Source organism: Sphingopyxis sp. YF1, assembly GCF_022701295.1.
Lineage (GTDB): Bacteria > Pseudomonadota > Alphaproteobacteria > Sphingomonadales > Sphingomonadaceae > Sphingopyxis.
In genome coordinates this window covers 3674053-3698633 of record NZ_CP033204.1, presented here as the reverse complement: position 1 = coordinate 3698633, position 24581 = coordinate 3674053, and the positions used below count along the sequence as shown (strand labels likewise).

Genomic DNA, 24581 nt, shown 5'->3' with positions numbered 1-24581 from the left:
GATCCGGCGGATGCGCAGCCATTCGAGGAACAGGGCCATGGCCAAGCCGACGACGATCAAGATCAAGCTGGTGAGCACCGCCGACACCGGCTTCTTCTATGTCACCAAGAAGAACCCGCGCACGATGACCGAGAAGATGGCGCAGCGCAAATACGACCCCGTCGCGCGCAAGCACGTCGAGTTCAAGGAAGCCAAGATCAAGTGATGCATCGCGCCGCGCGCTGACGGCGCGTGGGCGAAACGGCATCATTCCGGCGAACGCCGGAATCCGGAAGGGCGGCCGCGTGCCGCCCTTTTTCGTGCGCCGTCCAAGTTATCCGGGTTTGAACGCGTCGTACCGGTCCGCCTCGAACGCGCGAAAGCGCACCGCGCCCGCGGTTTCGGTCCAGCCTTCGGACAGTGGGCCAGCCAGCGCCTCGCCCGCCGGGCCGAGCAGGGCGGCGCCGAGCGCCTTGCAATCGACCGCGGCGCTCGTGCGACACACCAGTGGGCCGGGCGGTAGCGGCCCGGACCGCCACAACGGTCGAAGCATCGCCGCGCGTTCGGGGGCCTCGGCTTGCAGTTTCCGCCAGGGTTCCTCGGCAAAAGCGGCGATGTCGGCACGCCCGTCGAGCAGGTCGAGCATCGCGGCGTCGTGCGTGCCGGCATGGCGCCGTGCGGCAAAATCGGATGCCCGGACGCCGACCGTGCGCAGGGCGTCCGCCTGGACGAGTGCGCCCGACGTCGAACCCGGCAGCACTTCGCTGTAGCGCAGCCGGCCGGCGGCTGCCTTGAGCTCCGACAGCGTTTCCAGCCCGGTGTCGCCGCGTACAAGCAGGACGCCGCGATAGCGTTCGAGTACCGTGTCGGGCGTGTCGAGTACCGCGACGGCTTCGACCTGCGGACAATCACGCATCGCGACGAAGGCGCCCAGATTGGTCATCGCAACGTCGACGTTGCCGTCGCACATCGCTTTCGCCAGCGCGTCGGGGGTATCGAGCAATATGATTTCGGCGTGTCGTCCCGAGACTCGCGCAACTGTCTGCGCCAGCGGTTCGAGCGCGATGCGGCGGTCGTAGCGCGGATAGCTGTAGGTGGCGACGCGCAGCGCGGGCACCGGTTCGGGCGGCGATACCAGAGCGGCCATAAGAGTCAGAAGCATGGCGAGGCTTAACCTGCGCGCGATGCCGGTTCAATGCTGCTCGCGAACGGCGCTCCAATGGCGCGTCGAATGCGCCGATGCGGGGATCAGCGGGCGCCGAACAGCGCGGTGCCGACGCGGACGTGTGTCGCCCCCAGCATCACCGCGCTTTCATAGTCGCCGCTCATCCCCATCGAGCGTAGCGACAGGCCGTGCCGTTCGGCGAGCTCGTCGAGCAGCGCGAAATAGGGGGTGGGCGCGACATCGGCGGGAGGGATCGCCATCAGCCCATCGATCGTGAGGCCCGCGTCAGCCGCCTCGGCGAGCAGTGCCGGCAGATCGGCGACCGTGCAGCCTCCCTTCTGTGCTTCGTTTCCGATATTCACCTGTACGAACAGTTGTGGACGCTTGTCCGCCTTTGCGCATGCCCTGGCCAGCGCCTGGACCAGCGACGACCGGTCGACCGAATGGATCGCGTCGAACAGCGCCACTGCTTCGTCGGCCTTGTTCGACTGGAGCTGGCCGATCAAATGGAGCGTGATATCGGGTGTCTCGGTTCGCAGCGCAGGCCATTTGGACGCGGCTTCCTGGACCCGGTTCTCGCCAAAATGGCGTTGCCCGGCAGCGATCAGCGGACGAATCGCCTCGGCCGGATGCGTCTTCGACACCGCGATCAGCGTCACAGTATCGGCCTTCCGTCCGGCGCGTCCGGCCGCCGCGGCGATTCGCGCCTCGACTCCGTCCAATCGCTGCGTTGCGTTCTCCATCGTCCGTTCCTCGCTGGCGCTGCGCGTTGCGCGCGGCGGCGGTGCGCCTATAGGAAAGGCGATGCGCCGGCGCCACCCCTTGCCCCTCATCTGGCTGTTCACCGACGCGCGCCTCGGCGATACGTTGTTCGCCGCGGTGCGCGCGATGCCGCCGGGGAGCGGAATCGTCGTTCGCCACGACGGCCTTGTGGCCGGTGCGCGCTGGCGACTTCTGCGCCGCCTCGTCCGTCTTGCGCGCGCGCGGGGCCATGTCGTCCTGCTCGCCGGAACGCCGGTGCTTGCCCGTCGCTGGGGTGCCGACGGCGTTCATTTGCGCCAGCCGCTGGCGCGCTTGGCCGCGCGCGGGCGCGCGCTTGGCCTGATTGTCGCGATGCCGGTGCATGACGCGCGGGAAGCGCGCGTCGCACGGCGTGTTGAGGCGGATCTGGCCTTTGTGTCGCCGTTGCATCCGACGCGCTCGCATCCCGGCGCGCCGGCGCTTGGCCGCAAGGCTTGGCTGCGCCTCGCGCGGCAGGCCGGTGCGCATCCTGTCGCGCTGGGCGGCCTTGACCCCGCGCGCGCGCGCGCGCTGCGCCGCACCGGCGCGTCACACGGCCTCACCCCCGGTTGGGCGGCGATCGATCACTGGCTGGAAAAGGCGCCGCGGCGCCCGACTTAGAAGCGGAACGCCGTTCCGACATAGACCGCCTGACTGTCACGCCGCGCGTCGGTCAGCGGCTGGACACCGTCGTCGGTGCGATAGCGCACCCCGGCGGTGACATCGAGGTTCCTGGTCAGGCGATAGCTGCTGATGACATCGACGGTCTGATCGTCGCCGGGCGAGGTGACGCGATCGGTCGCGCCCGCGGGTTCGCTCGGACGCGTGAGCATCCGAGTCGCGAAACGCGATTTCCTCTCGCCACGTTCGGGGGCCTGCGCTTGCGGCAGGTTTCGCAGGTCGACACCGCGCGGCAGCGTCGGTGTGACGAATTTCTCGAGGCCGACTGACGCACCCAGATTATAGGCAACGGGTGCGATCGTGACCGGCGCCTTGCGGTTCGTTCCGAGCAAGGCGGCGCGCGCCGCGTTCGAGGCGTCGTCGCGGGCCCGAATCACCACGGTAATCGCACGATTTTTGCGATTTTCGTCGGTCACCGCGGGGGTGAAGCTGAAATTGCGGCGGGCGTCTGCGGAAACCTGTGCATAACGCGCGATCAGTCGCGGGTCGCCCGACGCCGGGGTGAACTGGCCGAGCAGGGCGTCCGACAGCGAGGTCTCGCGGATACGGTCGGCGCGCGACATGGCGGCGAGTGCGGGGGGCAGGGCAAGCGAAAGCGTCGCCAATGCGACGACCCCGCTTTTCCAAAAATGTCGCGGTTTGCGCGGCATTGTCTGCGACTCCAACCCCAGTTCCGTTCCTAGATAGGCCGCCTCAGCCGATTTTTCCAGCGATTCGCAAGAAACAAATGCTTCGCATCCTATTTTCACGGCTATTGTGGCGCGATCACCACAGTGGCCGGCCGGCCCAGGCGCAATTATGGGCGCCAATCTTGCTCGCGGATGAATGGCGCGGACCGGCGCATTGCCGCGCTTGCCGCCGCGCGGCAGGCGCGATAGAGACGCTTGCAATTCCAGCCGCGCCGGCCGCGCCCGCGCAACAAAGATAAGGTATTTCGGCATGCCCCAGCTCAACGTCCTCGCCGCGCTCGGTCGCCGTCCGGTCTCGCTCGCGCTGCTTGGCGTCGCGACGCTCGGCCTTGCGGCATGCGGCGGCAAGGAACGGCCGCGTGCGGACCTTGCGGCGAGCCAGGTGACGACGATCGGTGTGAATTCCTATCTCTGGCGCGCCTCGCTCGATGCGCTGTCGTTCATGCCCCTGCTTCAGGCCGATTCGTCGGGCGGCGTCATCATCACCGACTGGTACGCCAATCCGGGCAATCCGAACGAACGGATGAAGGTCACCGTGTCGATCCTCGATCAGGATCTGCGCGCCGACGCGCTGCGCATCGCCGCGTCGCGCCAGATCGCGCAGAACGGCACCTGGGTCGACGCGCCGGTCCAGGCCGCGACCGTCCAGAAGCTCGAGGAAATCATCCTCACTCGCGCCCGCGACCTGCGCCGCGGCGCGTTTGAAGGCTAATCCGACGGCGCGTCGCATGCGCCGCTCCAGATCAACGGGAAACAAGACATGACCCGCGAACCGCGCTTTGGCGCCTTGGCTGCCGACGCCCGCTGGCAGGCGGCCTGGGATGCCGCGAACAGCTTTGCGACCTCCGATACCGAGGGCCGCCCGAAAGCCTATATCCTCGAAATGTTCCCCTATCCATCGGGGCGCATCCACATGGGGCATGTTCGCAACTATGCGATGGGCGACGTGCTCGCGCGCTTCAAGCGGATGACCGGGCACGACGTGCTTCATCCGATGGGGTGGGACGCCTTCGGCATGCCCGCCGAGAATGCGGCGATGGAAAAGGGCGTGCACCCCGGCGGCTGGACGCGCGACAATATCGCCGCCATGCGCAGCCAGTTGAAGCGCCTCGGTCTCGCGATCGACTGGAGCCGCGAACTCGCAACGTGCGAGCCCGACTATTACGGACAGGAACAGGCGCTTTTCCTCGACATGTTCGCGGCGGGGCTGGTCGCGCGCAAGGAAAGCTACGTCAACTGGGACCCGGTCGACATGACCGTGCTCGCGAACGAACAGGTGATCGACGGCCGCGGCTGGCGCTCGGGTGCGCTCGTCGAAAAGAAGAAGTTGTCGCAGTGGTTCCTCAAGATCACCGACTTTGCCGACGACCTGCTCGAAGGGCTAGGCAGCCTCGACGGCTGGCCCGACAAGGTGCGTCTGATGCAGGAGAACTGGATCGGCAAGTCGCAGGGGCTGGAATTCAACTTCAAGCTCGCCGGCGGCGCGCCGGGCTTTGACGTTTTCACGACGCGTCCCGACACCCTGTTCGGCGCGAGCTTCGCGGCGATCTCTCCCGATCACCCGCTCGCAGAAAAACTCGCCAAGGATTCGCCAGAACTCGAGGCGTTCATCGCCGAATGTCGCCGTCAGGGCACCGCCGCCGAGCAGCTCGATACCGCCGAGAAGATGGGCTTTGACACCGGTATTGCGGTCGAGCATCCGCTCGATCCCGACTGGCACCTGCCGGTGTGGGTCGTGAACTACGTGCTGATGGACTATGGCACCGGCGCGATCTTCGGTTGCCCCGCGCACGACCAGCGCGACCTCGACTTTGCACGCAAATATGAACTGCCGGTCCACCGGGTGATCGCCGATGGCGACGAGACCGCGCAGCATTTCACCGGCGACGAGGCCTATGTCGGCCCCGGCAAGCTGGTGAACAGCCACTTCCTCGACGGCATGACCATCGACGCGGCCAGGGCTGCGATCATCGCGCGCGCCGAGCATGAGGGTTGGGGCAAGGGCACGACCGTGTGGCGCCTGCGCGACTGGGGCGTCTCGCGCCAGCGCTATTGGGGCACCCCGATCCCCTTCGTCCATTGCGACGCCTGCGGCCTGCTGCCCGTGCCCAAGAGCCAGCTTCCCGTCGTGCTCCCCGAGGACGCCGATTTCTCAGTCCCCGGCAACCCGCTCGACCGCCATCCGACGTGGAAGCACGTCGCCTGCCCGTCGTGCGACGGCGAAGCGGTGCGCGAGACCGACACGCTCGACACCTTCGTCGATTCGTCCTGGTATTTCCTGCGCTTCGCCAGCTCTCCGTCGGACAAGCCCTTCGATGCCGAGGTGATCCGCCGCTGGCTGCCCGTCGATCAATATATCGGCGGCATCGAACATGCGATCCTTCACCTGCTCTACGCGCGCTTCTGGACGCGCGCGCTGCACAAGATGGGGATGATCGACATCGTCGAACCCTTCGCCAGCCTGTTCACGCAGGGCATGGTGACGCACGAAACCTACAGCCGCGAACAGGGCGAAGGCCTGCCGCCGCTCTATTTCACCCCCGACCAGATCAGCCGCTCGGCCGACGGCGCGACGCTCGACGCCGACGGCGCGCCGGTCACCGTCGGCCGCGTGATCAAGATGTCGAAGTCGAAGAAGAATGTCGTCGATCCCGACGCCATCCTCGATCAATATGGCGCCGACGCCGCGCGCTGGTTCATGCTCTCCGACAGCCCGCCCGAGCGCGACCTGCCGTGGAGCGAGGCGGGCATCGAGGGCGCGTGGCGCTTCGTCCAGCGCCTGTGGCGCCTGTTCGGCGAAACCGGGAATGTCGGCGACGGGAGCGAAGACAAGGCACTGGCGCGCAAGCTGCATCAGGCGATCGCCGGCATTGCGACGGATATCGAATCGTTGGGCTTCAACAAGGCGGTGGCCAAGATTCACGCGCTCGCCAACGACATCGAGAAGGCGCCGCCTTCGGCAACGCGCGCCGAGGCATGTCGCACGTTGATTCTGCTCGTCGCACCGATGCTGCCGCATCTCGCCGAAGAAGCCTGGGCGGCGCTGCCGGCGGGCCAGCGCACGACGGCGATGATCGCCGATGCCGAATGGCCCGCCGCCGATCCCGCTCTGCTCGTCGATGACGAAGTGACTATCGCGATCCAGGTCGCGGGCAAGCTGCGCGATACGATGACGCTGGCCAAAGGGCGCGATAAGGAGAGTATCGAGGCGGCCGCGCTTGCACGTCCGCGTATCGTCGAACTGCTCGCCGGTGCGCCGCCGAAGAAGGTGATCGTGGTTCCCGACCGGTTGGTGAATATCGTCCCTTGATGCCGATGGACCGGAACCTGCCTTCCTGTTTTTCGTTCGCGTTGAGTGAAGCCGCGATGCTGGACGGCGCGTTTCGACTGCGCTCGACACGAACGGAGATAGGGAGCATGAGGGTCATGGATGCGTAGCCTTTTCATCTCCTTGCTTGTCGCGGCTTCGCTGCTCGTCGGCGGCTGCGGTTTGCGCCCGCTCTATGCGAGCGGCAGCGATGGGGCGGTCGCGACGATCCTGTCCGACATCGATGTTGCGCCGATCGAGGGGCATCAGGGCTGGCTCGTGCGCAACGCGCTGCGCGACCGGCTTGTTGCGGCGCAGAATGGCGAAGGCGCCGGCAAGAGGTTGCGGCTCGACGTGCGGCTCGAGGACAGCATCACCGGCTTCGGTGTGCGCGCCGACGATGCGGTGACGCGCGAACGCCGCACCTTGCGCGCGCGCTACCAGCTTGTCGATTCGGCAACGGGGCAGGTGTTGCTCGACGCGACGGCCTTCTCCGACGCCGGCATCGATGTCGTCGGCAGCGAATACGCGACGATTGCCGCCGAATCGACCGCGCTCGAACGTCTTTCGCAGGCCGTCGCCGATCAGATCGTTGCCCGCATTGCGGTTTTCGCGGATCGTGGCGGCGCGCGCGCGCCCGACGCACCCGTCACACCGGCGCTGTGAAGACCGTCAAGCCTGGCGATCTCGAGCGCCAGACACGGCTCGACCCCGCGGTCCGTTTCGTCCTTCTCACCGGTCCCGACGATGCGACGATGGAAACGCTTGGCGCACGGTTGATCGGTCTTGCGGGCAGGGAGGCCGAGCGAGCCGATTTCTCGAATAGTCAATTGTCGCAGGACCCCTCGCTACTTGCTGTGGAGGCGGCGTCGATGTCGCTTTTCGCCAGTGCGCGCGTAATCCGGCTCGAAATCGCTGGCAGCGGTGACGATTGCCTTGCTGCGGTCGAGGCCCTGCTTGTCGCCGACACTGCGGTCAACCCGGTGATTGCAACCGGCGCTTCGATTACTGCCAAGTCGAAGCTCGTCAAACTCGTTGAAGGCTCGCCGCACGCCGTGGCTGCCATTTGTTATCAACCCGATCGTCGCGCGCTCATCGGCATTGCGATCAGCGCGGCGGACGAGCAGGGACTGAGGCTCGGTAACGCGGAAGCTCAATCGCTGATCGATCTCGTCTCGGGCGACCAGACACTGATGCGGCGCGAGCTTGAGAAGGTTGCGCTCTATCTCGATGCGGGGGTGGATCGGCGGCGGCAGGTGAGCGCTGCCGACATTGCAGCCTTAGGCGCCGCGACGCACGAGGAGGATGTCAGCGAATGCATCAACGTCGCGCTGGGCGGCAAGGTGCGCGAGCTGCCGGCGATGCTCGCGCAGGCGGCGGCGGTCGGGGTCGCCGAAATCCGGCTGATCCGCGCGCTCGCGATCCGCGCGATGCAACTCGCGCGGCTGCGCGCCGAGGTCGACGCCGGCGCGCACCCCGCGAGCGTCGTCGCGGCGAAGAGCAGCGGGGTGTTCTGGAAGGAACGCGACGCGGTGACCGCGCAGTTGCATATCTGGGATTCGGTGCGCATCGCGCGCCTGATGACGCGCTTGCTCGACTGCGAACGCGCGCTCAAGGCATCGGGCACCGCGGGCGCGGTCCTGTTCCGCAAGCTGATCACCGACATCGCGCACCAGGCGGCGCGCGCGCGCTGAGGGCGCGCGACGTGCGGCGCCGCCGCTGCGATCAGGCGTGCCCGCGCAGCGCGGCGAGCCGCGCGCGCCAGTGTTCGCCCAGCCGGCGCTGGAACAGCAGCAGGTCGAACCCGTGGCGTGCGGCGTGCCCGCGCGGGATGCCGTCCCAGCCGCGATGCTCGACGGTCACGCGCGTTTCGGCGCCGACCGCCTCGAAGCGGACATCGACCGCGGTCGCCTGACCGGCGGCGAAGCTCGGAAGCCGCCAGCCGAAGGCGAGCCGTTCGCCCGGCCGCCAGCACGCGACCCGTCCGATCTCCCACTCCGACCCGTCGGCGAAGCGCGTGACCAGCCGGCCGTCGGGCCCCTCGGGATCAAAGCGCAGCGTGCCGTCGCCGTCCGGCGACAGCGCGAACAGCGGGTGGCTTTGCCACCAGGTGCCGATTTCGCGCGTGAAGACGTCGAACGCGCGCCCCGGCGACGCCGCGACGCGCAGCGCCACGATCACCGCGGCGCTCACCCGCCGTGCTCGACATGCGCCTTGAAGGCGGCGAGCTGCCCGGCCCACAGCGCCTCGGTCTCGGCGAGCCAGCGCTTGAGGTCGTCGGTCGCGCCGTCGCGCAGCCGGTAGATGCGGACGCGCGCGTCGAACGCCTGGTGGCTGTCCTCGACCAGCCCGCCCGCTTTCAGCGCGCGCAGATGGCGGCTCATCGCGGGCGGCGCCAGCCCGAGCGCGCCCGCCAGTTCGCCCGCGCTGTGCGGGCGCTGCCCCAGCAGTTCGACCGCGCGCCGCCGTTTCGGATCGGCGAGCGCGGCGAGCGTGCGGTCGATCGCCGCGTTCAATCGTCGAGCCGCGTCTGCGTGGTAAAGCCGCCCTCGGCATCCCATTCGGCGGCGGTGCGGGCTTCGACCGTGACCCCGAAGGTCCAGATATGTCCCTCGGGATCCCGGGCGCGATAGGTGCGGTCGCCGTAGAATTGCGTTGCCGGTTCGGCGATGATGTCGGCGCCCGCGGCGCGCGCCGTTTCGCAGTGCGCGTCGATATCCTCTCCCGCCGCGAGCTGGACATGCACCGACTGGGTGTTCTTGCCGCCGATCGATTTGGGGCTTCTGTGGTCGTCCGACCATTCATTGCCGATCATGACGACGCTGTCGCCGTAGCCCATCTCGCTGTGCGCGAGGTCGCCGGCTTCGTCGAGCAGCACGAACAGGGGGTCGAATCCGAACGCCCGTTCCAGCCAGCGGAACGCCGCCTTGCTGTCCTGATAGCTGACCGCGCTGGCAAGCCCCTTGGGGCGCGATGCTTCGACCATATCCTGTCTCCCGAGTCGGATTTGATTTCTCCAATCTATAATATTTTCGTAAAAATGAAAATATATATATCTGAGGATGCGGCATCGCCGAACAGCGGCGGGCGGGATCGGCACGCGGTTCGTGAAAGCCACCCGCGTGTGTCCGGTTTCGATGGAATCAGAACCGCTACGCCCGATTCGCGATCGGCGCTCATCCCCCTGGCATCGGTGGCCCCCTTGTCATCATGGCGAGATGGCTTCGCTTCGCTCGCAATGGCCAAGACGGATGCGATCGGGATAGGAGCCTTCCGTTTTTACCGTATTTTGCGGGGTGTCGGCCAGGCTCAGCGGGCCGCAACGCTCCAGGCGGCGGCGCTGTCCGCGACGGTGCGGTGCGCGCTGCCGGACATGTCGGAGCGGGCGCGATTGCGGCCCGCCAATTTGGCGTCGTAGAGCAATGTGTCGGCGCGTTCGAACGACGCGTTGAAGCCGCCGTCGGCCGGGGTGTCGGGCGACAGCGCGACGACCCCCATGCTTGCGGTGACCGGACCCGAAAGGCCGGGCACCGCCTGGGCGACGATGGCGGGGATCGCCTGTCGCCGGCGTTCGGCCTGCTCGCCGGGATCATCGCCGCGCAGCAGGAGCACGAATTCCTCGCCGCCGAGCCGGAACGCCCGAACATCGGCGTCGGGCTGGAGCGCTTTTGCGGTCGCCTTGAGCACGGCGTCGCCGACCCCGTGGCCATGGGCGTCGTTGATCGCCTTGAAATGATCGAGGTCGAGGACGGCAAGCGCGCCGAAACCCTGCGCGCGCGCCTCGGGATAATCTTCCTCCAGCGCGCGCCGGTTCGACAGGCCGGTCAGCGGATCGCATCGGGCCAGACGGTCGAGCAGTTCGGCCTCGGTCTGCGCGCGGTCGCGCTGGTCCTTGAGCGTCATGAAGCGGTCGGCAACCCCCATCGCGGTCGACAGGACTTCGAACACGCAGCCCAGATAGAAGAGCAGCATCGCATCGTGGCTGACCAGCGCGGGCGAAAGCCCGGTCACCAGCCGGATCAGTCCGACGACGACCATCGGTGCCCATCCGATCGCCTGATATTTGGCCGCCCGGCTGCCGCGCCGGAGCGCGTCGGCCATCGACCAGATGAAGAGCGCGAGAATCGGCGCGAAGGCTGCGGTGTAGACGGTCGACTGGATGGGGCGCGCCACGAACGGAAAGGCGGCGTGGAACGCGCTCAGCGCCACCGCGGCGGCGGCGCAATAGGGCAGGGCGCGCCGCAGGCGGGGGTGCAGCTGGCCGGGTTCGACGAAGCTGTAGGTGAACATCGCCCCCGAGGCGACCGACAGGCCGAAGACGAGCGTCGTCATCCAGCTGAGCGTCATCACCGGCAAGCCGAGCAGCGGCGCCGACAGGTCCGACGAGACGAGGACGGTGAGCATCAGCGAGACGGTCAGCGCCGAATGCCAGAGCACGAAAGGCTCGCGCAGGATGCGATAGAAGGCGGCGTTGAAGATGAGCGGCATCAGCAACATGCCGCTCAGCCCGGCGAGGAGGAGCAGCGCGCGGGTCGGAACCGGCCCGGCGCCGGGGTCGTCCGCGGCGAGCCAGGCGCGTTTGAGCGTCATCGTGTGGCTGGGCCGGTCGAACGCGACGATGATCTGGCGCGTGTGCGGCGTGACCGCCGGCAGCGGCAGCTTGAAATATCCGCCGTCGCGGGCGTTGAGCAGCGCGCGCGCGGGCGCGCTCGTGCGGCGCACGACGCCGTCGGCATCGATCGCGAGGACGTGGGCCGCCTCGAGTGCGGCGCGGCGCGCGAACAGATAGCGCGGCGGCGGGTCGCCGGCGCCGAGATCGAACCGCAGCAGCACCCGTTCGGCGGCAATCGAATGGCGCCGGTCGCCGCAGCGCCACGCCAGCCGCGACGTCGCGATTCGCGCCGACGGCTGCGACAGCGATGCCGTTGCCCAGCACAGGCTGTCGATCCGGGGCGGTGCCGACGCGTGCGCGGACGCCGAGCCAAAGGGCGCCACGACCAGCAGGGTCAGGATCGCCGCCAGAGCTGCAGTGCGGAGGAACGTCCATGGCATCGCGCCGCCGTGGCGGACAAAAATTATGATGGGGTTAAGCATGATCGCGGCGCATGCGGTGCCGGACGTCCGGGCGCAAGCGGCATCGGGGCTTCATCCGCCGGCGATCCTGCGATAGATCGGGCGCATGCCCGACCTCGCCCGCTGCCTGGCCGAAGCCTATGACATCGCCCTGCCGCATCGCGGGAAGGGCAAGGTCGCCGACTATATCCCGGCGCTGGCGCGGGTCGATCCGATGCGCTTCGGCATGGCGCTCGCGCTCCCCGACGGCACGCTCCATGTCGCGGGCGACGCCGACATGCCCTTTTCGATCCAGTCGGTGTCGAAGGTCTTCACGCTGGCGCTCGCACTGCGCCGCGTCGGCACCGGCCTGTGGGACAGCGTCGGCCGCGAACCGTCGGGCAGCGCGTTCAACTCGATCGTCCAGCTGGAGAGCGAAGCGGGCATTCCGCGCAACCCGCTGATCAACGCGGGGGCGATCGCCACCACCGACCGGTTGATCGACGGGCGCGACGCCGATGTCGTGACGCAGGAAATCCTCGACTTCGTCCGTGCCCGCGCCGGCGACGACGGGGTCGGCATCGACCTCGACGTCGCGCTGTCCGAATCGCAAACCGGCGCGCGCAACCGCAGCCTTGCGCATTTCATGGATGCGTTCGGGACCCTCCGTCACCCCGTCGAAACCGCGCTCGGCGTCTATTTCCGGCAATGCGCGATCGCGATGAGCTGCCGGCAACTCGCGCGCGCGGGCCTGTTCCTCGCGATGGCGGGGCGCGACCCGCTGACCGGCGAACAGCTCGTCGAGGCGCATCGCGCGCGGCGCATCAACGCGATCATGATGCTGTGCGGCCATTACGACAATTCGGGCGAATTCGCCTTTCGCGTCGGCCTGCCGGGCAAGAGCGGGGTCGGCGGCGGCATCCTGTGCATCGCGCCGGGGCAGGGATCGATCGCGGTCTGGTCGCCGGGGCTCGACGACGCCGGGACCTCGCTGGTCGGCGCGATCGCGCTCGAGCATTTCGCCTATGCGGCGGGGTGGTCGGTGTTCGATTGAGTGGGGCGGTGCGCGGGGGCGCCGGCTCGGGGGTGAGCGGGCACCTGGTGGCCTTGGCGAGCGCTCTTCGAGGACGATGGGGCGTGATCCTTGTGTCTTCGTGCGAAATTTCAATCTCGCCGGCGTCGGTGCACCACGTCGTCGTTGCTGTCGGCAAGCCTGTGCCTGCCCGCAACCGGCTGTTTTCTTCTGTTCCCCGCGTCGCGCAGCGACGGGGAGGGGGACCGCCCGCGCAGCGGGTGATGGAGCTCGCCCCTCCGTCAGCGCTGCGCGCTGCCACCTCCCCATGGCTTCGCCACAGGGAGGATAAGGATATCTGTCCGCAACCGGTCGTTTCCCCCCTGCGCCATGCCGGCGCCTAGGGTTTCAGATACCGGCTCGGCGCGACCCCCAGGATCCGCTTGAACATCGTCGAGAAATTGCCGGGGCCGTCGTAACCGAGGTCGTAGGCGATCGAGGTGATCGCCTCGCCCGCGGCCAGCTTGGGCAGCGCCGCCGACAGACAGGCCTGCTGGCGCCATTCGGCGAAGCTCATCCCCGTTTCGCGGCGGAAGAGCCGCGTGAAGCTGCGCCGGTTGATCGCCATCGCGCCCGCCCATTCGTCGATCGTCGTCGCCGCGCTCGGCCGTTCCAGAAATTCGTGGCACCGCCGGGCGAGCGCCGCGTGCGTCGGAAAGGGCACCGCGAGGGGGATCGACGGCGCGCGCTCGATTTCCGCCATCAGCAGCCGCATGACCAGTCCGTCGCGCCCCGCAACCTCATATTCGGGCGGCACCTCGGCCGCGGCACCGAGCAGCTGGCGCAACAGCGACGAGACGCCGACGACCTGGCATTCGCCGCCCCGCCCCGCGCATTCACCGGGTTCGACAAGGACGCTGCGCGTTTGCACCGCACCGACCATGCGGACCGAATGCGGCGTGCCGGCGGGAATCCAGACCGCGCGTTCGGGCGGGGCGACCCACGCTCCGTTAGGCGTGCTCACCGCCATCACGCCCGTCGCGGCGTAGAGAAACTGGCTGCGGCGATGGCGATGTTCGGCAAGCTCGTAGGAATCGGGATAGTCGTGGCCGATCGCGACCAGCGGGCGCGCGACATGATCATTCGCGTCGGGGTAAAAATCCATCATGTCCCATTCGCAGAAAAGATTGGCTCATACAACAAAGCGGGAAAGGGATGGGGCTGATAGGCGCGCCGGACATTTTTGAAAGCCCCCGCGATGACCGACACCACCGCCCGCCTGCCTGCATCTCCCGATCTCGCTCCCGTTGCCGCGCCGCGGCAGGAGGGACCGAAGCTGGTCGTGCAGATCGTCGGCGCGGTCGCCTTCGCGCATCTCCTCAACGACCTGATCCAGGCCGTGCTTCCCGCCATCTATCCGATGCTCAAGGACAAATATCATCTGAGCTTCGGCGAGATCGGCTGGATCGCGCTGATCTACCAGTTCACGGCATCGCTGCTCCAGCCGTGGGTGGGCCTTTATACCGACAAGCGCCCGCTGCCCTATCTGCTGCCGCTCGGAATGTTCGTCACGCTGGTCGGCATCGGCGGGCTCGCGATGGCAACCAGCTATCCGGCGCTGATCCTCGCATCGGCCGTCATCGGCGTGGGGTCGGCAACCTTCCACCCCGAAGCTTCGCGCGTCGCGCGCATGGCGTCGGGCGGGCGCTTCGGTACCGCCCAGTCGGCGTTTCAGGTCGGCGGCAACACGGGTTCGGCGCTCGGTCCGATCGTCGCCTCGGCGATCATCCTGCCCTTCGGCCAGACCGCCGTCGGCTGGCTCGCTTTTGCCGCCATCGCGGCGATCTGGGTGCTGTTCGCGGTGACCCGCTGGCGCATCAGGGAGGCCGCAGCGCAGCCGGTCGCCAGGGGCCCGGCGGAGGTTTCACCGTACAGCCGCCGCGAAATCGTCCGCGCCCTGTCGGCGATCGGCATCCTGATGTTCGCGAAATTCATCTATATCGGCGCGTTCACCAACTATTTCACCTTCTACCTCATCGAGCGCTTCGACCTTAGCGTGCGCGAATCCCAGTTCTATCTTTTCTGCTTCCTCGCCGCGGTCGCCGCCGGAACCTTTGCCGGCGGTCCGGTGGGCGACCGGATCGGCCGAAAGGCGGTCATCTGGACATCCTTCCTGGGGGTCGCGCCGTTCGCGATGATCCTGCCGCACGCCAACCTGTTCTGGACCGCGGTCTTCGCGATTTCGATCGGCCTGATCATGTCATCGGCGTTCGCCGCGCTCGTCGTCTATGCGCAGGAGATGGTCCCGGGACGCGTCGGCCTCGTGTCGGGGCTGATGTTCGGCCTGATGTTCGGGATCAGCGGGATCGGCGCGGCCGGCCTCGGGCAGCTGGCGGACATCCACGGTATCGTGTGGGTGTATGAGTTCTGCGCCTGGCTGCCGCTGCTCGGGCTCGCGACGATCCTGCTTCCCGGCGCCCCGCCGCCGCGCCGGACCGCCTGACCGTCGGCCCAGCCCGGCCCCGACTAGAAATGAAAGTCGGGCAGTTCCGCCAGCGCGACTCCCAGCGCCTCGGCCCAGCCGTCGGACACGCTTTCGAAATAGGGGTCGTTGCGCTCGAAGCGGCGTTCGCGCACGCTCACGAAATCGTCGCGTTCGTGGATCTTGAGGTCGATCGGCAGGTCGACCCCGGCGTTGGCGCGGATCGTCGAATCGAACGAGACGCAGAGCAGTTTCACCGCATCCTCGAACGACATCGCGGGGTCGTAGGAGCGCACGATGATCGGCCGCCCATATTTGGTCTCGCCGATCTGGAAGAAGGGATTGTCCTCGCCCGCCTCGATGAAATTGCCCTCGGGATAGATCAGGAACAGCCGCGGTTCGGAGCCCCTGATCTGGCCGCCGACGATCAGCGAGGCGCGAAACAGCGATTCGGCGGCGGGGCCCTCGGGGCTGTGGCGCATCACGATCTGGCGCAGCGTCTCGCCGACGATCGTCGCCACCGCGAACATCGACGGCGCGGCGAGGATCGACGGGTGCCGGTCCTCGGGCGCCTTGGTGCGTTCGTCGAGCAGGCTGACCACCGCCTGCGTCGTCGCCAGATTGCCCGCCGACATCAAGGTGATGACGCGCTCGCCCGGCAGGTGCCAGCTGCGCATCTTGCGGACCTGCGAAATGTCGTCGACGCCCGCGTTGGTGCGCGTGTCCGACATGAACACCAGCCCCTTGTTCAAACGCATGCCGACGCAATAGGTCATCAGATCCCGTTTCTCCGCCCCGAATGCCGTCCGCTTATTGCTGGACCTGCAATTGGACAACCAGATTTTCCTGCGCCGCACCATAGCGCATGCCGCGAACCGGGGCGGCGTCGCGATAATCGAGCCCGGTCGCGACCCGGATATAGCGCTGGTCGGGCGAGTGGCCGTTGCTGACGTCGAAGCCGATCCAGCCGATATGCTCGAAATGCGCCTCCGCCCACGCGTGCGTCGCGTCCTGGTGCGTCCGGTCGTTCATCATCAGATAGCCCGAGACATAGCGCGCCGGATGACCGAGGTGGCGCATCGCGGCGATGAAGATATGCGCATGGTCCTGGCACACGCCGCCGTCGCCGCCGAGCGCCTGTTCGGCGGTCGTCTCGGCATCGGTGACGCCGATGCGATAGGCGAGCCGGCCGATGATCGCCGCCGACAGCGCATGCGCGCGCTCGATGTCGGAGGCGAAGTCGCGCCCCAGCTCGGCGACCAGCGCACGCACCCCGCGCCCGGCGCGCGTCAGCAGCGTCGGGCGCAGAAAGGTCCACAGCGGCATCGCGCCGCGGTGCGGGCCGATCACCCCGTCCCACGTCACCAGCTCGACCTCGCCGGTGCAGCGGATGACCAGTTCGTCGGCGCCGCCGTGCACCGCGACCAGATCGACGCCGTTGCCGTGATGGTCGGTGTAGTGAAGCTGGCGCTCGCCGCCCTCGACCGCGATGTCCCAGTGGTGGATCAGCTGCTGCCCCGGTCGTTCCTTCGGCGTCAGTCGGACCTGCTGGAGCGCATAGGCGACGGGAGCGTCATAATGATAGCGGGTGGTGTGCTCGACGCGCAGACGCATGGCGGCCCCTATTCCACGAAACGGTAATCGCGCTCGATCTGCTGCGCGAGCGCGGCGTTGGCGCGAAGAAAATCGGTGATATATTCGTGCAGCCCGCCGTCGAAGATCGCCTGGATCGGGCGCGACAGCCGGTCGTCGCAGATCGCGGCAGCCATCCGTCCCGCCGCGGTCTCCTCGCCATAACCGCGCTGCAGCCAGTCGAGATTTTCGCGCATATTGTCGCAGCAAAAGGCAAGGCTGCGCGGCATCTGTTTGTAGAGGATCAGGAATTCGGCGATCTTGAGCGCGCTGATCTCGGTCCCGTAGAGCCAGCGATAGGCGCGGTGTGCGGACACCGAGCGCAGGATCGTTTCCCACTGCACATTGTCGATCGACCCGCCGATATGCGCGACCGAGGGCAGCAGCAGGAAATATTTGACGTCGAGGATGCGCGCGGTGTTGTCGGCGCGTTCGAGGAAGGTGCCCAGCCGCGCGAAATTATAGCCGTCGTTGCGCAGCATCGTCCCGGTGAAGGCGCCGCGCACCTGCGCGCTCTGCTGGCGGATCGCCGACAGCACGTCGGGCAGGTCGTCCTCGCGCACCTGCCGCTTGAGCAGGCCGCTCAGCGTCATCCAGCTCGTGTTGACCGCCTCCCACACCTCGCGGGTGAGGTAGGTGCGCGCCGTCCGGGCATTGTCGCGCGCCTGCTTGACGACCGAGAGGATGCTCGACGGATTGGCGGGATCGCGCAGCAGGAAATCGACGACGCGCGCCGAGTGATACGCATCGTGCGCCTGCCGGAACCGCCAGTCCGATCCCGCGGTCACCAGCACCGATCGCCACTCGGCCGGCGCGGTGTTCGAACGCGTCAGCGCGATGCGGAACCCCGCCTCGATCAGCCGCGCATTATTCTCGCTGCGTTCGAGGTAGCGCGCCATCCAGTAAAGCGAGCCGGCGGTCTTGCCTAGCATGGGCGCGCCTCCCCAAGGACTTCGTCATTGCGAGGAGCCGAAGGCGACGCGGCAATCCAGGATGGGTGTGAACCGCCCTCGATTGCTTCGCTTCGCTCGCAATGACGGAAACGGAGGATGATCACCATCAATCCTCCAGCACCCAGGTGTCCTTGGTTCCGCCGCCCTGGCTCGAATTGACCACCAGCGAGCCCTTGGTCATCGCGACGCGGGTCAGCCCGCCGGGGGTGATGGTGATGCCCTGCGGCGACATCAGGACGAAGGGGCGCAGGTCGACGTGGCGCGGCGCAAGGCCGTGGCGCGTGAAGATCGGCACCGTCGACAGCGACAGCGTCGGCTGCGCGATATAGTTGGCGGGATTGCCCTCCAGCTTCTTGCGGAACGCCGCGATCTCCTTGCGGTTCGCGGCGGGGCCGACGAGCATGCCGTAGCCGCCCGATCCGTGCACTTCCTTGACCACCAGTTCGGGCAGGCGGTCGAGCACCTCCTTCAGATGTTCGGGATCCGAACAGCGCCACGTCGGCACATTGGGGAGCAGCGCCTTTTCGCCCGTATAGAATTCGATGATGTCGGGCATGTAGCTGTAGAGCGCCTTGTCGTCGGCGATGCCGGTGCCCGGCGCGTTGGCGATGGTGATGCCGCCGGCGCGATAGACGTCCCAGATGCCGGGCACGCCGAGCACCGAATCGGGCCGGAAATTAAGCGGATCGAGGAAATCGTCGTCGACGCGGCGATAGAGAACGTCGATCGGCCGGTACCCCTGCGTCGTGCGCATCGCGACGCGCCCGCCGACGACGCGCAGATCGTGCCCCTCGACCAGTTCGGCGCCCATCTGGTCGGCGAGGAAGCTGTGCTCGAAATAGGCGCTGTTGTGGATGCCGGGGGTCAGCACCGCGACGGTCGGGGTGCCCTGGCAGGCCGGCGGCGCGCAGGCCGAGAGCGAGCGCAGCAGGTTGATCGGATAGTCGCCGACCTCGCGCACCGGCACCTTCGCGAACAGCTCGGGGAACATCTGGAGCATCGTTTCGCGATTTTCGAGCATGTAGGACACGCCCGACGGGGTGCGGGCATTGTCCTCGAGCACGTAGAATTCATTGGCGCCGGTGCGCACGATGTCGATGCCGCTGATGTGCGTATAGACGCCGCCGGGCGGATCCATGCCCATCATCATCGGCAGGAACGCCTCGTTGCGCGCGATCAGTTCGGTGGGCACGCGGCCGGCGCGGAGGATTTCCTGGCGGTGGTAGATGTCGTGGAGAAAGGCGTTGAGCGCGCGCACGCGCTGTTCGATGCCGCGCGACAGCCGTCGCCACTCGCTCGCCGCGATGATCCGCGGCACGACGTCGAAGGGGATCAGCCGCTCGTCGGCCTCGTCCTGGCCATAGACGGCAAAGGTGATCCCGGTGGTGCGGAAAAAGGCTTCGGCCTGCTGAGCCTTGCGGTGGATGCGCGCCGGCTCCTCCGCGTCGAACCACTCGCAAAATTCCCGATAGGGTGCCCGAATGTCACCCCCCTGGCCCTGCATCTCGTCGAAGAAGCTAATGGAGCCTGTCCTTTCCACGCAACATGCCCAAACCGCCGCGAGGGTCGCGGCGCCCGATCGTTCCAGCTGCTGCGCGCCTGCCGGCTACGCGGCCGTCAGACTTGTGAAGGCGATGCTAGCACCGCCGCGCCGGAAGACAAGATGGCTCTGAAACCAATATCCTCGCTGTGGCGAAGCCATGGGGAGGGGCGCCATGCGACGCTTGGTGGAGGCGCAGCGACGTCGCGCCATCGTCCCTCCGTCAGCGCTTCGCGCTGCCACCTCCCCATGGCCAGCGGCCGCAGGGAGGATCGTTCAAAAGCCGAACAGCAAGCGCACCGCCACGAACCCGACGAGCAGCGCGGTCAGCCGCCGGATCAGCACCGCCGGCCCGGTCTTCACCGCGATCTGGGTCCCGATCGCGCCGCCGACCAGCACCGCGACCAGCAGCGGCCAGTGGTCGGCCACCGCCGCGACCATCGCGCCGCCCTGCCCCTTGATCAGCTGCCCGGTCAGCCCGAACAGGCTGTTGACGAGGATGAACAGGCTCGCGGTCGCCGCGACCGCGCGCGCCTCGGCCCAGCGGACGAGGTGGAGGATCGGGGCAAGGAAGATGCCGCCGCCGATGCCGACGACCCCGGCGAGATAGCCGAGCCCCGCCGCGATCGGCAGCAGCAGCTTCGGCGGCAGGTTGACGGGTTTCGCCGCCTGCGGCTGGACGAGCAGCGCGATCGCCGAGGCGAGCAGCGAACCGCCGAGCAGCATCACGAGCGCGCCCTGCTTCACCGGGGTCAGCCCGCCGAGGAAGGCAAGCGGCGCCGCGACGGCGATCAGCGGCAGCGCCTTCGCCCACGGCATCGCGCCCGACCGCGCGAAGCGGATCGTACCGCCGCTCACGACGATGACGTTGCACGCGAGGCTGATCGCCGGGACAAGCCCGACCGCGATCCCGCCGAGGATCAGCAGCGCGGTATAGGTAGACCCGCCGCCGAAGCCCACTGCGGCATAGAGCAATGCGGTCACCAGAAACGCGAATGCCAGCCCCGCCATGATCATCCCCTTGCCTGCGCCGCAAAGCCATATACACGGAAATATAGCTTTGCCAGTCCGCAGGAGACCCGCCCGCCATGCCGCTTCGCCTCGCCCTCCTTGCCCTGCTCGCGGGTGCCGCCGCGCCGGCCGCGGCCGCCGATCCCGCCGCCTGCCCCGCCCCCGCCGATCTCGGCGGAACGCCGCTCGCGCCCTGGGCCGCGGCCGACGGCGACGCGGCCGGACCGCTGGCGCCCGGCCGCGCGGTGACCCTCGCGATGACAGAGGGCGCCGTGACGCGCAGCCTGCATATCGCCAGCGCGGGTCGCTACGGCGTCGCCGCCGACGGCAAGGTCTGGATCGACCTCATCGCGAACGGCCGGACGCTCGCATCGGTCGACCACGGCCACGGCCCCGCCTGTTCGGGCATCCGCAAGATCGTGTGGTTCGACCTTGTGGCCGGGGACTATGATCTGGCGCTGACCAAGGGCGAAACCGCGAGCGTCCGCGCGCTGGTGGTGCGGGCGCCGTAGCGATCTGTCACTCTGGGGCCGATGTCGGCTTTGGGGTGGGGAGCTGCGGATTGAGCGACGAACCGGTTTCCCCTCCCGCGTGCGGGAGGGGCAGCGAGGCTTGCCAGCTTGCTGGCTAGCCGCAGCGGGGTGGGCCATCGCGACGCCGCGGCCCACCCCCACCCCTCCCGCAAGCGGGAGGGGAGAAGAATGGCCGCTTCCGGTCGTTAGCGGTCATTCGGTCCAGTTCGACAGCGAACGGCGGAAATGGGGTGGGGAGCGGACGTTCCCGCCTGCCTTCGTCATCCCGGACTTGATCCGGGATCCATAGCAGCGTCGAAGTCATGGACCCCGGATCAAGTCCGGGGTGACGATGAAAGACAGGCCCGTAGCCGTCGAAGCGACCCCGCTCCTCCCTGTCGCGCAGCGATGGGGAGGTGGCAGCGGCGTCAGCCGCTGACGGAGGGGCCGACGCCGTCAGGCGTCGCAGGGCCTTTCGGCCCCTCCACCGCATCGCTGCGCGAGCGGTCCCCCTCCCCATGGCCTGCGGCCACAGGGAGGATTTCCGATGCCCGCTCCCGGTTGTTAGCGGCCACTCGCCATCCCGTGTTCAACCTGGGGTGACGACAATGGAAACGTCTGTTCCCCCGAAATCCTCACTCTGCCTTCAGCATCGCTCCGACCATCGCCAGCTCGCGCATCGCCGCCTCCTTCGCCGCGGCTTCCGCCTTGCGATAGGCCGCCAGCACCACGCGCGTCGTATCGCCGAGTTGCGCACCCGCTCCCGGCCGCGTCTCGACCAGCGGCGCGGCGAAACAGGCGTTCATTTCCTCGACCAGCAGCCAGGCGCGGCGATAACTCATGCCGATCGCCCGCGCGGCGGCCGAGATCGATCCATGCGCGTCGATCGCTTCGAGCAGGTCGGCCTTGCCCGGCCCCATCGCGATGGCGTCGCCGGGGCGGATGCGCAGCCGAAGCTCGATCCGCCCCGCGTCCATCGTCACAGCGCGCCGTGGCAGTGCTTGTACTTGCGTCCCGATCCGCACGGGCACGGCGAGTTGCGGCTGATCTCGAGCTCCGCATAGGGGTTTTCGCCCTGCGGCAGGTCGGGACGCGGCGCCTGCATCGGCGGCAGCGTGTTGGCGATCACGCCCAGCGACCCGCCGTCGACGTCGGCGCTGTTGTCGTCGCCGGTGAAGGGATCGATGTGCGTCGTCAGGAAATCGGGCAGGTCGGGCAGCGGCATCGGCTCGGGTTCCTGGAACCGGAAATCGAGCCGTGCGACAGTACGCGTCACATCCTCGCGGATGTTCGACAGCATGCGTTCGAACAGCGCAAAGGCTTCCTGCTTATATTCGTTGATCGGCTGTTTCTGCGCATAGGCACGCAGGAAGATCGCCTGCCGAAGCGCGTCGAGCGTCGAGAGATGCTCTTTCCAGTGATGGTCGAGCGTCTGGAGCAGCACCGACTTCTCGATCCCGCGCCATGTCTCCGCGTCGACCTGCGCCGACTTTTCGGCGACGACCGCGTCGGCCGCCTGCTGGATGCGCTCCTCGAAGATTTCGGGGTCGACCGCATCCTCCTGCATCCAGTCGTCGATCGGCGGCGCAAGGTCGAGGATGTTCGCGACGCGCTCCTTCATCTGCTCGATGTTCCACTGTTCGGGATAGCTGCCCGGGGGGCACGCGTCGGCGACGATCGCATTCACCGTCTCGGCGCGCATCGCCGCCATCACCTCGTCGACGGTCTCGCTGTCGATGATCTCGCCGCGCTGTTCGTAGATGACCTTGCGCTGGTCGTTCATGACGTTGTCATATTCGACGACCTGCTTGCGGATGTCGTAGTTGCGCGCCTCGACCTTTTTCTGCGCGGTCTCGATCGCCTTCGACAGCCACTTCGACCCGATCGCCTCGCCATCCTCCAGATTCTTGTTCATCATCTTGGAAAAGAGCGTGTCGGGGCCGAAGATGCGCAGCAGGTCGTCGTCGAGGCAGAGGTAGAATTTGCTGAGGCCGGGGTCGCCCTGGCGCCCCGAACGGCCGCGCAGCTGGTTGTCGATGCGGCGGCTTTCGTGGCGCTCGGTGGCGAGCACGAACAGCCCGCCGGCGGCCTTCACCGCCTCGCGCTCGGCGGCGACCTCGGCCTTGATGCGCGCGACCGCGGCGTCGCGCTCGGGGCCTTCGGGCATGTCCTTCAGCTCGTCGTCGATGCGGAAATCCTCGTTCCCGCCCAGCTTGATGTCGGTGCCGCGGCCCGCCATGTTCGTCGCGATCGTCACCGCGCCCGCGCGGCCCGCCTGCGCGACGATATGCGCCTCGCTCTCGTGGAAGCGCGCGTTGAGGACGCTGTGCGCGACATTTTCCTTTTCGAGGAAGGAGGAGAGCAGCTCGGACTTCTCGATCGACACCGTGCCGACCAGCACCGGCTGGCCGCGCTCCTGCGCCTCGCGGATCGTCTTGGCGATCGCGCCGAACTTGTCGGTGATATTCTTGTAGAATTCGTCCTCGTCGTCCTTGCGCGCGATCGGGCGGTTGGTCGGGATGGTGACGCAGTTCATCTTGTAGATGTCGAAGAATTCGGCCGCCTCGGTCGCCGCGGTGCCGGTCATCCCGGAAAGCTTGGGATACATGCGGAAATAATTCTGGAAGGTGATCGAGGCGAGCGTCTGGTTCTCGGGCTCGATGTTGACGCCTTCCTTCGCCTCGACCGCCTGGTGCAGCCCGTCCGACCAGCGGCGCCCGTCCATCATGCGGCCGGTGAATTCGTCGATGATCACGACCTTGCCGTCCTTGACGATATAGTCGGTGTCGATCCGGAACATCTGGATCGCCTTCAGCGCCTGGTTGACGTGATGGACGACCTGCGTGTTCTCGATGTCGTAGAGGTTGTTGCCCTGGAGCAGCCCCGCGGCCTCGAGCAGCCGCTCGACATGCTCGGTGCCGTCCTCGGTGAGGCTGATCGACTTCTGCTTCTCGTCCTTCTCATAATCCTCGTCGACGAGCTGGAGCACCACTTCGTTGACGCGGATATAGAGCTCGGACTTGTCGTCGGTCGGGCCCGAGATGATCAGCGGCGTGCGCGCCTCGTCGATCAGGATCGAATCGACCTCGTCGACGATGCCGAAGTTGAATTCGCGGTGCACCATCTGCTCGCGGTCGAACTTCATATTGTCGCGCAGATAGTCGAAACCCAGCTCGTTGTTCGTCGCATAGGTGATGTCGCAGTTATAGGCCTCGCGGCGCTGCGTCTCGGTGAGGTTGGGGACGATGATTCCCGTCGTCAGGCCGAGGAAGCTGTAAACCTGGTCCATCCACTCGGCGTCGCGGCGGGCGAGATAGTCGTTCACCGTGACGACGTGCACGCCCTTGCCCTCGAGCGCGTTGAGATAGACGGGGAGCGTTGCCATCAGCGTCTTGCCCTCGCCCGTCGCCATCTCGGCGATCTCGCCGCGGTGGAGCACGATGCCGCCGATCATCTGGACGTCGAAATGGCGCATCCCGAGCGTGCGGATCGCGGCCTCGCGCACCGTGGCAAAGGCTTCGGGCAGGATCTGGTCGAGCGTCTCGCCGGCGGCGAGCCGGTCGCGGAACAGCTGCGTCTGCGCCCGCAGCGCGTCGTCGTCGAGCGCCTGCAGCGTCGGCTCGAAGGCGTTGATCTTTTCAACAATCTTGCGGATCGAGTTGACGTAACGCTCGTTGGACGAGCCGAACAGGCTCTTGGCAATGCTGCCGAACATAGGGATTTTCCTTGAAAACATGATGGGGTGAGACCGTATGACGGTCGCCGGGTCCTGCGCATGCAGGCCGG

24 protein-coding genes are annotated in these 24581 nt (G+C 67.4%); 9 read left to right on the top strand and 15 right to left on the bottom strand.

The features are described from left to right. Window positions 1–37: 37 nt before the first annotated feature. A complete protein-coding gene (gene rpmG, locus EAO27_RS17810; RefSeq protein ID WP_242772691.1) occupies window positions 38–205 on the top strand; it encodes a 50S ribosomal protein L33 in 168 nt (55 codons plus the stop codon). 108 nt (window positions 206–313) lie between these two features. Here rpmG and EAO27_RS17805 read toward each other — a convergent pair whose 3' ends face one another. Beyond that, entirely contained in the window at window positions 314–1141 is an 828-nt protein-coding gene (locus tag EAO27_RS17805) for a PhnD/SsuA/transferrin family substrate-binding protein (protein WP_242772675.1), read from the bottom strand. An 86-nt stretch (window positions 1142–1227) separates the two neighbouring features. Further along, complete coding sequence (locus EAO27_RS17800) at window positions 1228–1887, bottom strand: YggS family pyridoxal phosphate-dependent enzyme (RefSeq protein WP_242772659.1); 660 nt, start codon at window positions 1885–1887, stop codon at window positions 1228–1230. A 61-nt stretch (window positions 1888–1948) separates the two neighbouring features. On the opposite strand from EAO27_RS17800, the gene EAO27_RS17795 reads away from it, so the two are divergent. Further along, window positions 1949–2545, top strand: a complete 597-nt coding sequence (locus tag EAO27_RS17795; protein WP_242772644.1) for a thiamine phosphate synthase — start codon at window positions 1949–1951, stop codon at window positions 2543–2545. Here EAO27_RS17795 and EAO27_RS17790 read toward each other — a convergent pair. Continuing rightward, window positions 2542–3558 carry a hypothetical protein gene (locus EAO27_RS17790; RefSeq protein WP_242772641.1) on the bottom strand — a complete coding sequence of 339 codons (1017 nt, stop codon included), beginning with the start codon at window positions 3556–3558 and terminating at the stop codon, window positions 2542–2544. The two genes, EAO27_RS17795 and EAO27_RS17790, sit on opposite strands and share 4 nt — an antisense overlap. On the opposite strand from EAO27_RS17790, the gene EAO27_RS17785 reads away from it, so the two are divergent. From EAO27_RS17785 to holA, 4 genes are all read left to right on the top strand, one after another. Continuing rightward, window positions 3545–4006 (top strand): DUF3576 domain-containing protein, encoded by a 462-nt coding sequence (locus EAO27_RS17785; RefSeq protein ID WP_242772638.1) that lies wholly within the window; start codon window positions 3545–3547, stop codon window positions 4004–4006. The genes EAO27_RS17790 and EAO27_RS17785 overlap by 14 nt on opposite strands. A gap of 48 nt (window positions 4007–4054) precedes the next feature. Continuing rightward, window positions 4055–6604: a leucine--tRNA ligase gene (gene leuS / locus EAO27_RS17780; protein ID WP_242772635.1), complete on the top strand. Its 2550-nt coding sequence runs from the start codon at window positions 4055–4057 to the stop codon at window positions 6602–6604. A gap of 120 nt (window positions 6605–6724) precedes the next feature. Further along, window positions 6725–7267 (top strand): LPS assembly lipoprotein LptE, encoded by a 543-nt coding sequence (gene lptE, locus EAO27_RS17775; RefSeq protein ID WP_242772632.1) that lies wholly within the window; start codon window positions 6725–6727, stop codon window positions 7265–7267. Further along, the gene (gene holA, locus EAO27_RS17770; protein ID WP_242772629.1) at window positions 7264–8295 is read left to right on the top strand and encodes a DNA polymerase III subunit delta; all 1032 of its coding nucleotides are present in this window, start codon (window positions 7264–7266) and stop codon (window positions 8293–8295) included. Before lptE ends, holA begins: the two co-directional genes overlap by 4 nt. A 31-nt stretch (window positions 8296–8326) precedes the next feature. Here the strand turns inward: holA and EAO27_RS17765 are convergent, their stop codons facing one another. The 4 genes from EAO27_RS17765 to EAO27_RS17750 all read right to left on the bottom strand — a co-directional run bounded on the left by EAO27_RS17765 (window position 8327) and on the right by EAO27_RS17750 (window position 11653). Next, window positions 8327–8794: an SRPBCC domain-containing protein gene (locus tag EAO27_RS17765; protein WP_242772625.1), complete on the bottom strand. Its 468-nt coding sequence runs from the start codon at window positions 8792–8794 to the stop codon at window positions 8327–8329. After that, a complete protein-coding gene (locus tag EAO27_RS17760) occupies window positions 8791–9117 on the bottom strand; it encodes a metalloregulator ArsR/SmtB family transcription factor (protein ID WP_242772622.1) in 327 nt (108 codons plus the stop codon). Before EAO27_RS17760 ends, EAO27_RS17765 begins: the two co-directional genes overlap by 4 nt. Continuing rightward, entirely contained in the window at window positions 9114–9587 is a 474-nt protein-coding gene (locus EAO27_RS17755; RefSeq protein WP_242772605.1) for a VOC family protein, read from the bottom strand. The genes EAO27_RS17760 and EAO27_RS17755 overlap by 4 nt, the downstream gene beginning before the upstream one ends. A gap of 323 nt (window positions 9588–9910) precedes the next feature. Beyond that, window positions 9911–11653, bottom strand: coding sequence for a diguanylate cyclase (locus EAO27_RS17750; protein ID WP_242772602.1), 1743 nt, complete (start codon window positions 11651–11653; stop codon window positions 9911–9913). A gap of 127 nt (window positions 11654–11780) precedes the next feature. On the opposite strand from EAO27_RS17750, the gene EAO27_RS17745 reads away from it, so the two are divergent. Next, the gene (locus EAO27_RS17745) at window positions 11781–12707 is read left to right on the top strand and encodes a glutaminase (RefSeq protein ID WP_242772599.1); all 927 of its coding nucleotides are present in this window, start codon (window positions 11781–11783) and stop codon (window positions 12705–12707) included. 358 nt (window positions 12708–13065) lie between these two features. Here the strand turns inward: EAO27_RS17745 and EAO27_RS17740 are convergent, their stop codons facing one another. Then, entirely contained in the window at window positions 13066–13833 is a 768-nt protein-coding gene (locus tag EAO27_RS17740) for a helix-turn-helix transcriptional regulator (RefSeq protein ID WP_242772596.1), read from the bottom strand. Window positions 13834–13923: 90 nt separating this feature from the next. Between EAO27_RS17740 and EAO27_RS17735 the strand changes: the two genes are divergently transcribed. After that, the gene (locus EAO27_RS17735; protein WP_242772593.1) at window positions 13924–15168 is read left to right on the top strand and encodes an MFS transporter; all 1245 of its coding nucleotides are present in this window, start codon (window positions 13924–13926) and stop codon (window positions 15166–15168) included. 23 nt (window positions 15169–15191) lie between these two features. Here EAO27_RS17735 and EAO27_RS17730 read toward each other — a convergent pair whose 3' ends face one another. The 5 genes from EAO27_RS17730 to EAO27_RS17710 form a co-directional block, all read right to left on the bottom strand. Beyond that, window positions 15192–15923, bottom strand: coding sequence for a peptidase (locus tag EAO27_RS17730; RefSeq protein WP_242772590.1), 732 nt, complete (start codon window positions 15921–15923; stop codon window positions 15192–15194). A gap of 34 nt (window positions 15924–15957) precedes the next feature. Further along, the gene (locus EAO27_RS17725; RefSeq protein WP_242772587.1) at window positions 15958–16761 is read right to left on the bottom strand and encodes a transglutaminase family protein; all 804 of its coding nucleotides are present in this window, start codon (window positions 16759–16761) and stop codon (window positions 15958–15960) included. Between the two features lie 8 nt (window positions 16762–16769). Continuing rightward, window positions 16770–17711: an alpha-E domain-containing protein gene (locus EAO27_RS17720; protein ID WP_242772584.1), complete on the bottom strand. Its 942-nt coding sequence runs from the start codon at window positions 17709–17711 to the stop codon at window positions 16770–16772. A 127-nt stretch (window positions 17712–17838) separates the two neighbouring features. Beyond that, window positions 17839–19236, bottom strand: coding sequence for a circularly permuted type 2 ATP-grasp protein (locus EAO27_RS17715; RefSeq protein WP_242772568.1), 1398 nt, complete (start codon window positions 19234–19236; stop codon window positions 17839–17841). Between the two features lie 312 nt (window positions 19237–19548). Beyond that, the gene (locus EAO27_RS17710; RefSeq protein ID WP_242772565.1) at window positions 19549–20283 is read right to left on the bottom strand and encodes a sulfite exporter TauE/SafE family protein; all 735 of its coding nucleotides are present in this window, start codon (window positions 20281–20283) and stop codon (window positions 19549–19551) included. Window positions 20284–20360: 77 nt separating this feature from the next. Here EAO27_RS17710 and EAO27_RS17705 point away from each other — a divergent pair, with 77 nt between their 5' ends. Further along, entirely contained in the window at window positions 20361–20795 is a 435-nt protein-coding gene (locus EAO27_RS17705) for a hypothetical protein (RefSeq protein ID WP_242772562.1), read from the top strand. Window positions 20796–21430: 635 nt separating this feature from the next. Here the strand turns inward: EAO27_RS17705 and EAO27_RS17700 are convergent. After that, window positions 21431–21772 carry a LysR family transcriptional regulator gene (locus tag EAO27_RS17700; RefSeq protein WP_242780638.1) on the bottom strand — a complete coding sequence of 114 codons (342 nt, stop codon included), beginning with the start codon at window positions 21770–21772 and terminating at the stop codon, window positions 21431–21433. Window positions 21773–21774: 2 nt separating this feature from the next. Then, window positions 21775–24510, bottom strand: a complete 2736-nt coding sequence (secA, locus tag EAO27_RS17695) for a preprotein translocase subunit SecA (RefSeq protein WP_242772559.1) — start codon at window positions 24508–24510, stop codon at window positions 21775–21777. Window positions 24511–24581 lie beyond the last annotated feature (71 nt).

What these genes read in the sequence shown, in the direction of transcription:
- leuS (WP_242772635.1), top strand. Translation starts at nt 4,055, where the DNA reads ATGACCCGCGAACCGCGCTTTGGCGCCTTGGCTGCCGACGCCCGCTGG.
- EAO27_RS17700 (WP_242780638.1), bottom strand. Translation starts at nt 21,772, where the DNA reads ATGGACGCGGGGCGGATCGAGCTTCGGCTGCGCATCCGCCCCGGCGAC.
- EAO27_RS17795 (WP_242772644.1), top strand. Translation starts at nt 1,949, where the DNA reads ATGCGCCGGCGCCACCCCTTGCCCCTCATCTGGCTGTTCACCGACGCG.
- EAO27_RS17710 (WP_242772565.1), bottom strand. Translation starts at nt 20,283, where the DNA reads ATGGCGGGGCTGGCATTCGCGTTTCTGGTGACCGCATTGCTCTATGCC.
- rpmG (WP_242772691.1), top strand. Translation starts at nt 38, where the DNA reads ATGGCCAAGCCGACGACGATCAAGATCAAGCTGGTGAGCACCGCCGAC.
- EAO27_RS17750 (WP_242772602.1), bottom strand. Translation starts at nt 11,653, where the DNA reads ATGCCATGGACGTTCCTCCGCACTGCAGCTCTGGCGGCGATCCTGACC.
- EAO27_RS17735 (WP_242772593.1), top strand. Translation starts at nt 13,924, where the DNA reads ATGACCGACACCACCGCCCGCCTGCCTGCATCTCCCGATCTCGCTCCC.
- EAO27_RS17715 (WP_242772568.1), bottom strand. Translation starts at nt 19,236, where the DNA reads ATGCAGGGCCAGGGGGGTGACATTCGGGCACCCTATCGGGAATTTTGC.
- EAO27_RS17805 (WP_242772675.1), bottom strand. Translation starts at nt 1,141, where the DNA reads ATGCTTCTGACTCTTATGGCCGCTCTGGTATCGCCGCCCGAACCGGTG.
- EAO27_RS17755 (WP_242772605.1), bottom strand. Translation starts at nt 9,587, where the DNA reads ATGGTCGAAGCATCGCGCCCCAAGGGGCTTGCCAGCGCGGTCAGCTAT.
- EAO27_RS17740 (WP_242772596.1), bottom strand. Translation starts at nt 13,833, where the DNA reads ATGATGGATTTTTACCCCGACGCGAATGATCATGTCGCGCGCCCGCTG.
- EAO27_RS17800 (WP_242772659.1), bottom strand. Translation starts at nt 1,887, where the DNA reads ATGGAGAACGCAACGCAGCGATTGGACGGAGTCGAGGCGCGAATCGCC.
- EAO27_RS17730 (WP_242772590.1), bottom strand. Translation starts at nt 15,923, where the DNA reads ATGACCTATTGCGTCGGCATGCGTTTGAACAAGGGGCTGGTGTTCATG.
- EAO27_RS17745 (WP_242772599.1), top strand. Translation starts at nt 11,781, where the DNA reads ATGCCCGACCTCGCCCGCTGCCTGGCCGAAGCCTATGACATCGCCCTG.
- EAO27_RS17720 (WP_242772584.1), bottom strand. Translation starts at nt 17,711, where the DNA reads ATGCTAGGCAAGACCGCCGGCTCGCTTTACTGGATGGCGCGCTACCTC.
- EAO27_RS17725 (WP_242772587.1), bottom strand. Translation starts at nt 16,761, where the DNA reads ATGCGTCTGCGCGTCGAGCACACCACCCGCTATCATTATGACGCTCCC.
- lptE (WP_242772632.1), top strand. Translation starts at nt 6,725, where the DNA reads ATGCGTAGCCTTTTCATCTCCTTGCTTGTCGCGGCTTCGCTGCTCGTC.
- EAO27_RS17705 (WP_242772562.1), top strand. Translation starts at nt 20,361, where the DNA reads ATGCCGCTTCGCCTCGCCCTCCTTGCCCTGCTCGCGGGTGCCGCCGCG.
- secA (WP_242772559.1), bottom strand. Translation starts at nt 24,510, where the DNA reads ATGTTCGGCAGCATTGCCAAGAGCCTGTTCGGCTCGTCCAACGAGCGT.
- EAO27_RS17785 (WP_242772638.1), top strand. Translation starts at nt 3,545, where the DNA reads ATGCCCCAGCTCAACGTCCTCGCCGCGCTCGGTCGCCGTCCGGTCTCG.